Here is a 7396-nt window from a genome sequence, read left to right on the forward strand (position 1 = left end):
CGCAGGTTCGAGTCCTGTCTCCAGCACCAAAGGAAACCTCTGCGGAAGCGGGGGTTTTTTTGTATGGAAAATTGTGGTTGGGGGTGGGTTGCGAACCTTTCACTAGATTAAAGGGAATTGGTTCTCCGATGACTGAAAGATTAGGGAAATTTAACTTTTGAAATTAATGGCCAAAATACAAAGAAAAAGCAAGACTGTCAGAAGAATGAGTTGATCTAAGTTAAGTTAATATCTTATTTAAATTATATTCAATATAAAAATAGGAAAAATGCACTATTGTATATTCTTTTTGGATATATTTATAATCAATGTCAAAATAGTAATTATAAGGGATGTTATAACATGTCAAATGAATTGCAAGAATTAATCTATATACAAATAAGAGCACTTATCCAGTTTAATTATTATTTGAGATCAAGTAATGCAGTAATACCCGATATAGTTACAGTAGCACGAAGACGTTTAACTAAGCATTTATTACAAATAGGTAAATATCCGGCTCTTGGCGTTAATGAATGGCTACGTTATTTGGTAGAACCTTCGGAGCACTGGCTGGGTAACAACGATATATTTGATCCATTATCTCCATTATGGGAGGAAGGTGGTCTGAGTCGAGAAGCTGAATGGTTCCTTGAAGCTTATGGTTTACCAGAGGATTTTCAGGAGCGCCCGGTATTAAAGGTTCTAACCTATTGCCGTGAGGAAGATGAACAACATGGTTATGTTCTTTTTAGAAGTCTGTTAACTAATTCACACTTGGCAGTAATTAATCAAAAAACATTAACTGAAGCTGCTGGAAAGATAGTGGATAGTTTTATAAGGCATCAATATCTGTCTTGTTATGAGCCTTTTGATGAATGGTATATTCATAAAAAATGTCCATGTTGCGGGTGGAGTTTATCAATACATAATGGGCAATGGCGATGTGGACGTTCCAATACGTGTAGTGAATTGGAAGGATACTATTTATCTAAATGGTCACTCCAATTGGCGGAGAACTTCAATTTTTCTTCTGAAGATCAAGTGTATCGGTTGCTTCCGGGTATTCATAGATTTATCTTAGTGCCAGGCATTCCCGAGAGTAGAATTTATCAAAGGCTATCTCAAAGATACGAAGTAGAGCTTTATCCTGAAAAGGATGAGTTTGATATACGGGTTTATTTAAAAAGTGGCACTCTAGATTTAGATGTTAAATGTTTTAAGCGGCCTAGGCACTTGGTGGAGTACATCAATAAGTTAAGTAATTCAAAACGCGAACCTTTTCAAACTAATCGTGCTAAATTTGTTGTTCCTAATGAGTATGCCTTTGATGGCTATTTGGAACAAGTAAATAGTCAAACTAAGAAGTATCAAATTCAAGCTGTATCCGAAAACCAATTATTACGAATGTTAGAACCGAAGGAGAAGTTTAGATGAGCCGTCTAGGTTTTGTTCCATTACTTGAAGGCGAAAGTGGAGCTAATTATTTTAAGGGATTACCGTTTGATGATACAAAAGAGGGTAAAAAAAAGCGTAATGTTTTTTTGCAAACGGAGTTTACTTTATATACATGTTATATAAACGGATTACAAGAATGGCCGGTTAAAGATTATAGTGCTCTATTTGAAGGTTGGGAAACATTGATTCTACATACTAAAGGAAATATCAATGACTTTCGTCGATTACGGCTGCTTATCAATCATTTTCAAAATAATGCGGTGTGGGAGAAGGCATTAGAAGAGTACAAAGCCGTAGAAGAAAAATACTGTTTATATGCAATCGATAAAGAAGGCCGATTAGAGGATCGGAAAATTGCGCCAATTTGCTGTTCAAACCGAACAAAGTACTATGAAGCGGTTTTAAGAAAAAGCATACCACGAGTTGAAACAACAAAGAAATTTGCTAAGTCCGGAGAAATCCATATGTATGACCGTCCAACAAGGGATGAGCAATATTTTATTCAAATATCAGAAAACTTGGCGATAGATGTAAAAAAAGAAACTAAAAAAAGAACTAAAAAGAAAAAAGTTACTATCCCTGCTAATACTGATTGGAAGAAGATTGGTCAAAGGATGGACAAAGCTCTTCAGCAAAATGGTTATGAGCCAAGTTATACAGAAAGGCTGAAAAAGCTTAACTTAGTACCGCTTAAACAACAAATGGAAATAGAATTTTCTAATCTTATACATATTCTTGGAGGATTGGGTGCGGGAAAGTCTACATGGATGGTCACGGTTACTTATGAACTCGTAACCAAAAAGAAAATAAAAGTCGGATTTATCGAGTCTAGTGTTTCGAATGTTTTGAAACGAGCTGAAGAATTAAGGGCTTTGGGGTTGAGGGTTGCAACCATTATCGGGAAAACAGATCGCCGGAAACATGAACAAGAGCGTTTATCCAGTGCAAATCTATCTATAGAGGATATTGCTAATGACAATTGTTTCGAAGACATTTCATCTTTATGTTTGGTAGAAGCATTAGCCAATGATGAAACCATTAGTAATGATTACCCTTGCCAACGCTTATATAGAGCCAAGGCTAAAAGCACTACTTTACTTTGCCCTATGGCATCTCATTGCGGTATATATAAGCAGCAATCAATGTTAGATCAAGCTGATATTTGGATCGCCACTCCAGGTAGTTTACTCCATTCATCAATACCCAAGAATCTTAGAAAAGATAATCCAAGTATATATGAACTTTTTTATGAAGAGTTGGATGTTGTTTTTGCGGATGAAGCAGATGCCATTCAAAAAATGTTTGATGAACAATTTATCAATGACTTCAGCTTACTTGGTGATGGTGGATATTTAATCGAAGACTCTGTCCGTAAGGTGCGTGAAGCTATCCATGGGTTTTATGAGCCTGGTGGAGAATTTATTACAACATATGCAAGAAAGTGCGATGCTTTAGCTGATTCTGCACGAAACCTATTCCAGGTAATTTTGGAATCCCCAAAATTAAAACGAAAATTAAAAAGTACAGTAGCTTTTAAATATCTCTGGCATCAAAGAGTATTAAACAAGGTGTCAGAATTGTTTTCATCAGAGAAAGAAGAACACAAGTTCATAGAGGTTCTTAAAACGTGGAATGAGTGCCCGTTTAGAGAAGAAAGAGCATGGAGAAAACATCCAGGCTGGTTAGATAAGATTGAGCAGTTTCTCGATAAGGAAATCGATTTGTATTCTTTTTCGGGAGCACCTAAGGTCTTGCGGAAACATGAAACAGTTCAGGTAGAAAGTGAATGGCGTTTTTACTTATGGTTGTGTAGGCTTGAATCGAGTTTTGCTTATATAACCAACAATTATCCTGATTTATTAAGTTATGTACCGGAACTTGATTTAGATCTTCCGTCAACAATGCAAAAATATAGTCTCCTGCCTCATCTCCCCACTCCCGTTTTAGGATATAAGTACGGGTACAGGCTTGTTGAAGACACCGATAAAAACCGATATGTATTCAAATTAGTCGAGTACTCGACTGTTGGAAGGACATTATTGTATCGGATGCCCGATTTATTTATGTACTGTGGAGAAAGCAAAGGGCCAGGAGTTGTTTTATTGTCAGGAACAACTTTGGCTCCATTACCGACTCATTATGCTTTACCAACTTCTTATTCATGGCTGTTGACATCAAACAAAAAGGCAACAAGCCTCGAGCAAAAAGTCTTGCCGTTGGTAGATAATACAGGTAAATTTATTCGGATATCTGGTCAACCGCTAGAATTGAGGGAAATAGCGTTGCGGCAGGTTGCTGCTCAATTACCTAGTTTAATTGAAGCGGAGATACTTTCATGGAATAGAGAAAGAGGAGTATTGCTTGTTTCTAACTCCTATGATGATAGTCTTACCCTTATTGATGATCAGTACTTAGAGAAGCAGAGCTGGAGCTTCAAATCTCTCACAAGGAAAGTGACACATCCAAATGTTCAAATTACGCGAAGTCAGCTTGAACGAGTAGCTAAAGAGACTGATGTGCTTCTTGCACCTATATCTGCAATGAACCGTGGTGTGAATTTGTTGGGGACAGATAAAAATGCAAAATACGGAACAGCTTTTTTCCTTAGCCGTCCTTATCCACCTCCAAACGACATCAGCTATATTTTATCTTATTTACACAGTATAGTTCCGAATATCACTCAAACTATCAAAAGACAGGGATTTGTAGGAAAAAAAGCATTAGCTGAACTTAGACGTAAATGCAATACTATATTTTCCACAATGTATGCAAAGCCGGACTTTTGGAATGGCTTGTCTGAATTTGAACGGTTAAGCTTAGCGTGGTATTTGTTTGTACCTATTTGGCAGATGATAGGAAGACTGGTTCGTGGCGGAGTGCCCGCGCGTGTGACCTATATAGATAAAAGCTATACTTCCGACAGTGATGTTCCTTCATTGTTGGAGACATGGTATCAGATGTTTTTGCCACATAAGGAAAAAGAGTTATTTCAAGATTTATATGGGCCATTTATTGATTCACTCGAAAAACTGCTTCAAGAAGAAAAAAGCAAAAAGGAGTTGGAATATCATGATCAATGATCAACATGTTTTAGAGCTTATGGCTTTTGATGTTTCTGAATTTGATTGGCCAACTGAACCTGTTTATTGTTTCTTTCTTCCAAAGACTTGGAAGAGAGTTTTATGGCCGGATTTTGAATCTGGAAACCATAAAAAAGTGGGGATCCCAAGCCGTTTGCGCAATGAACTAGCAAGCCATTATCCCGATATACTCTATATGCGACTGGACGAAGCTGTCTATCATGGGGTGATGCCTATGATCGTGTCTTTTAGTCCGATAAATCTAGACTATCTTGCCCATCATTTTCAGCGCCATCTTAAAAAATTTGGTGTAATTGTTAATCTTAATATTGATGATGCTGAATGGAAGATCGTAGAGCAAGAAAAAGGATGGAAAGAATTAGGTGTGACTAGGGGAAATATATTTACATGGTTACCGGCTTATATTGCTCGCAAATTTGCATTAAAGGCTAAACCATTTAAAGCGATGTACTATGATAAAGATAAGAAAAGTCAACTTTTTGAAAAGGATCTTCCTTTTTTTCCTTTAAAACTGCAACGACATGGGTGTATGACTAGCCCGTACAAAGGCTTTTCGTATGGAATTGAATTTGCTGTCCAAACTAGAGCAAATGAACCCGATAAGCGTTATCTATATATCTATACAACCACCCATAAATATGTGTTGACACCTATTATTGATCCACTGCAAGTCTGCAAAGATACAGGAGGGTCCGTTTTGCTACGAGTTGCTGGTCAGGGATTAAGTCCCTTTATACCCTTGCCAATAGAGAAAAAAAATGATGAAAAAGAGATGTTTTTAACATGGCGTGACCATGATTGCATGAAGTATTTGAACATGTTCTTGGAACAACCGTTTGATATCAAGGATTTATTAAATGATCCATCCAAATACCAAAATATAAACAATGAAGTTTGTGCACTTCTACTGTACAATCCGTCATTGTATGCATCTTCATTAAATGGTGAAGTAGTAACAGGAGGAATGGGTTTATCAGAAAGAAAACAGCTATTGGAACTTTTTAAACAAGTGTTTCCTGACCTCAAGCAAATTCCAACGGCTAAAAATCTGAAAATCAAAGAGAGAGGACATGGCTATGAACCTTTTCCGGTTGTAATAAATAAAGCTCGCCCTATTTCTGTAAACTGCCACATGTCTGAATTTTTGTATCAAAGTCTACTAGATGAAACGAATAAAATAAAAAAGGGAGTTCAATCTATTGGCGATGGTAAATTTAAAGTTTCATCTGATAAAGGGGATTTTCTGTTAACCCTTCGCCATGTGCCTGATAGTGGAGTTGTCTTTGATCTTGATCCAGACTATCCACACCGCTCGATTTCAGCGATGAAAAGAAAGATAAAAGGTGTCCCGGCCGCAGATGGGTCCATTGTTGAAATAAATCATAAAAAAACCTGGGCTGCAAATCCTTCTTTAGATCCTAAAAATGCGCTTCGTGTATCCTTTCTCGAATCGGGGCAATTGACTCAATTTTTGTACCCAGAAAATGAGAAGCATCTAAAACATAGAGTTAATAGTGCCTTATTAGACTTGTTAAGTGATTTCGGGATATTTTCGAACAATCTTAAAAAAGCGGATTTTCAAAAGAACTGGTTATTTATTAGTGCGTTTACAACTAACAAATATTCAAATCAAGATAGAGTTCTACTGGCTAAATATGATGCTGGTGTTTCCTTTAGAGTTGAAGGTGATGATGGTACCTGGCGCTCGTTACACGAATTAATAACAGAAGCAGGCGTTTTAATAAAAAGTTTGTCTACTGATAGGTTAACTAAAGAAAAAGAGGCTTTTATTGAAAAAGCCATTATTGATGTGTTGAATCAGTATCAAGGTATATGGCATTTGCTGATCGATCGCTTGCCGCTTTCAAAGCTTTATTCATCTGTTCAAGACAAGCATTTAGTTTCAGGTGAATGGAAATTTAATCGCCCGGAATTGCTTAATCTAAGAGATCGGCTTCGTATTGTGAGAATGACAACAGGAGAATATGTACCAGATTATCATAATAGCGTTGCAGGGAAAGACTATTGCTTTGATGCTGGGCTTTTCATTTCGCATGATGGAGCATATTATAGCTTATCTCAGAAGCCAGACACCGCTCAGGTAGCCACCCTTTTCACCAAAGTTACAGACCCTAGAGAACCAATTGTTCAGCCGAATCTGATAGAATATTTGCCTATGAGTGATAAATGGGATGGAACTGAAATCGAAGATGCGATTACACAACTTCACTATTGGCGACGTGCGAATTTGACTTTTAATAAACATACAATTTATCCTGCGCCTCTTCATCGTTTGTTTGCGGTTGAAAAATATATTGAAGCTATACTAAGGGTAAACAAAAACTTGGTTGGTGTAAGATAGTCTTCACGCTGGGACATGGTGGTATTAGAATCATCAAATGTGTCAAACGTTAGGGGATGACATGACGAAGCGATACTTCTCAAAGCGGTGTACAAGAGCTTCGGTTACTATAGGGAACTGGATGAAGCCGTCAAAGTTGCCGAGTAAGCTAGAAAAGAGTATTATGGTGAATTTGCTGGTTCTGCATAAGCTAATATGATGGTATATGTGGCAATGAAAAAGGAATCTCCGTAATATTGGAGATTCCAGATTTCCAATGTAACAAAATGTGGATTTTTGGAACGTTATAATAAGCAATTGGAGAGTATGTAATTAATTTTGTGTAAATGGTAATAACTTCCTGTAAGGAGTTGACCATTTATGCAAAATGCTCGAACAAAATTGGCTCAAGAGATATCCAAAAATTGTAAGACGGTAGAAGAAGTTCATAACACGTTAAAGGATCTCTTTGGAAAAACGCTACAAGAGGTCCTTGAGGCTGAGATGACGGACCATC

General features: G+C 37.1%; 3 protein-coding genes. All 3 read left to right on the forward strand.

Annotated elements, in window-relative coordinates:
* The first annotated feature begins 342 nt into the window (after nucleotides 1-342).
* Genes I8U27_RS18895 through I8U27_RS18905 form a run of 3 tightly spaced genes read left to right on the forward strand, consistent with a single transcriptional unit; the run spans nucleotide 343 to nucleotide 6900 of the window.
* Nucleotides 343-1416 (forward strand): restriction endonuclease-related protein, encoded by a 1074-nt coding sequence (locus tag I8U27_RS18895; RefSeq protein WP_181754619.1) that lies wholly within the window; start codon nucleotides 343-345, stop codon nucleotides 1414-1416.
* A complete protein-coding gene (locus I8U27_RS18900) occupies nucleotides 1413-4517 on the forward strand; it encodes a pPIWI_RE_Z domain-containing protein (RefSeq protein WP_181754620.1) in 3105 nt (1034 codons plus the stop codon). Before I8U27_RS18895 ends, I8U27_RS18900 begins: the two co-directional genes overlap by 4 nt.
* A complete protein-coding gene (locus tag I8U27_RS18905; protein ID WP_181754621.1) occupies nucleotides 4507-6900 on the forward strand; it encodes a pPIWI_RE module domain-containing protein in 2394 nt (797 codons plus the stop codon). The genes I8U27_RS18900 and I8U27_RS18905 overlap by 11 nt, the downstream gene beginning before the upstream one ends.
* The last annotated feature ends 496 nt before the right edge of the window (nucleotides 6901-7396 follow it).

It is taken from the genome of Paenactinomyces guangxiensis (assembly GCF_016055185.1).
Taxonomy (GTDB): domain Bacteria; phylum Bacillota; class Bacilli; order Thermoactinomycetales; family Thermoactinomycetaceae; genus Paenactinomyces; species Paenactinomyces guangxiensis.

Coding starts and splice junctions, on each gene's coding strand:
- I8U27_RS18895 (WP_181754619.1), top strand. CDS start 343: ATGTCAAATGAATTGCAAGAATTAATCTATATACAAATAAGAGCACTT.
- I8U27_RS18900 (WP_181754620.1), top strand. CDS start 1,413: ATGAGCCGTCTAGGTTTTGTTCCATTACTTGAAGGCGAAAGTGGAGCT.
- I8U27_RS18905 (WP_181754621.1), top strand. CDS start 4,507: ATGATCAATGATCAACATGTTTTAGAGCTTATGGCTTTTGATGTTTCT.